Here is a 2,337-nt window from a genome sequence, read left to right on the forward strand (position 1 = left end):
CCCTATAAATGCTTCATCCGTTTTCATTCTATATATACCCCATAATACTAAGACTACGCCAAAAAGTATAAATAATAACTTTAAAATCATCGTGTAATTACCTCTGTTCAATATATTTTTTATGTATGTGATTCCTTTATTTTTATTCCATAAAGGCAGTTTAGAAAATAATGTTCCTTTTTCCATACCTCTTTATTTTTCTAGTACATCTGAACGAACTAGTTTTTAATCATCTGTTTTAATTACACCTGTTGAAATTGAACCTTTCTTCTGGCACCTGTCCATTTTTAATATTTAATGACAGGTTTTCTTTTTCAACAGAAGTGATTGAACTAGAAGAGTAAGATACTGTACTTACTTCTACTTTTAAAGAAAAAACTGGACTTACTAGAACAAGCACACGCTAAAGCTGCGGGAGTTATTTTTTCATTTGACCCATTTTATTTCTTCCTCTCTTTCATCATATCTACAAGATTACAAAAGATGAAATTATACTTATACTATTCACTTCAGATTAAAATATAATCACCCTCGATACAGTAATCTTATTATATATATCTTTCAATTTCCTTTCGTAAATGTTACAAAAGTCTTTCAACCGACTCATTTTTTTCTGATGTAACAGGAAGAGTAAACCAAAATTCACATCCCTGCTTCCCATCTTGGCGGTCCCGAACACCTATTTGTCCTTTATGCAGTTCAACTAGCGATTTTGCAATGGCTAAACCAAGTCCAGAACCTCCAGATTGTGAACTTCTTGATGGATCCGTTCTAAAAAAACGGTCAAATATACGCAATTGATCATCTGGAGAAATCCCTTCCCCTTCATCACACAAAGTGAATTGGACTTGCTGCTTCTGTTTATTTTCCTCTACAATTAATTCGATTGTTCCACATGTAGGAGAGTGCCGAATCGCGTTATGCAACAAATTATTGATAACTCGTGCTATTTTACATGGCATAATCCAAATTCGTGGTAATGTCTCAGAAACATGCAATTGCAAATCAATCTCTTTATCTTGCAATAAGATATCATGTGAATCTATTACTTTTAATAGAATGCTATCTACATGTATTAAACTTGGATGAAAAACTTCTTGTCCAAGTTCTAACTTAGAAAGGTCAAATAAATCATTAATTAATCCACTTAATCGTTGTATATCATTTAGGATTGTCTTTAAATATTGTTGTTTCATATCAGGGTCTTCAATTAATCCATCTTGTAACGCTTCTACCATCAATTGTATGCTAGCCATAGGAGTTCGTAAGTCGTGGGAAATATTCGCAATCAGCTCTGTACGTGCTTTTTCTCCTTTTTCTAACTTAGCAAAGCTTTCGTTTAGTTTTTTGGCCATTTCTTGAAAAGCTTCCGCTAATTCTTTAAACTCTTCTGGTTCTTTCCCTATTATGTACATCGTTCCAAATTGTCTATCACTAAATTGTTTGGTTAAGGCAATTAAATTTTGAATAGACCTCATTATAGGACGTGTCATTAACCAATAAATGATCGTAGAAATAATCATAGCTACAATTACTATTACTATTAATAATCGTGTCTGTTCTGGTCTAAGTAACATTTGCCTTTCACTGTACCATATAGAAATTACCATGATACCCGTGCTTAATAGATTCATCAATAACAGTTGATATCGTAACTTCATTTATCGTTTCCTCCATCTGGTTCAAAACAATAACCGATGCCCCAAACCGTATGAACCCAACGATTCTTTGTTGTATGTTTCTCCAATTTCTCACGTAAACGACTCATTAATACAGTTACTGCATTTGTGCAACCTTCATACTCAAATCCCCAAATTTGTTCAAGAAGTTGAGACCGTGAAAACACCTGTTTAGGATGTTTTGCCATGAGATAAAGCACCTCAAACTCTTTCACCGTTAGCTCTATTTCATATTGACAAACAAATACACGTCTTTTCGTTGGATCAATTTTCAAATCTAGAAACTCTATCATTCCTGATTCAGGCTCTATTCCTTGAGGTGTTAATTGATTTCCTCTTCTTAGTATAATTTGTACCCTTAATACTAATTCACGAGGCGAAAAGGGTTTTGTTACATAATCATCTGCCCCCATTGTTAATCCTAAAATCCGCTCCCTTTCTTCTCCTCTCGCGGTTAACATGACAATAGGTACATTGGAATGTTGGCGAATTTCCTCACATAGTTCCCAACCATCTTTTTCTGGCATCATCAAATCTAAAATAATTAGATCTGGTTGAAATTGTTGAAATATATTCCATCCTTCCGCTCCGTTCACAGCAGTGTATACCTCATACCCTTCCCTTTCTAAGTACCGTTTACATATCTCCCGTATATTAT

At 34.0% G+C, this 2,337-nt stretch carries 2 protein-coding genes and 1 pseudogene; all 3 read right to left on the minus strand.

Features of this window, described 5'->3' with window-relative positions:
* Positions 1–186, minus strand: a pseudogene (locus tag AB3X48_RS21305) (hypothetical protein); the annotation flags it as partial.
* A gap of 395 nt (positions 187–581) precedes the next feature.
* Positions 582–1,661, minus strand: a complete 1,080-nt coding sequence (locus AB3X48_RS21310; RefSeq protein ID WP_016105561.1) for a sensor histidine kinase — start codon at positions 1,659–1,661, stop codon at positions 582–584.
* A partial coding sequence (locus AB3X48_RS21315; protein ID WP_367959914.1) for a response regulator transcription factor occupies positions 1,658–2,337 on the minus strand: 680 nt, incomplete at its 5' end. The genes AB3X48_RS21310 and AB3X48_RS21315, both read right to left, overlap by 4 nt.

Source organism: Bacillus sp. S4, from assembly GCF_040838205.1.
In the GTDB taxonomy this organism is placed as follows: domain Bacteria; phylum Bacillota; class Bacilli; order Bacillales; family Bacillaceae_G; genus Bacillus_A; species Bacillus_A cereus_U.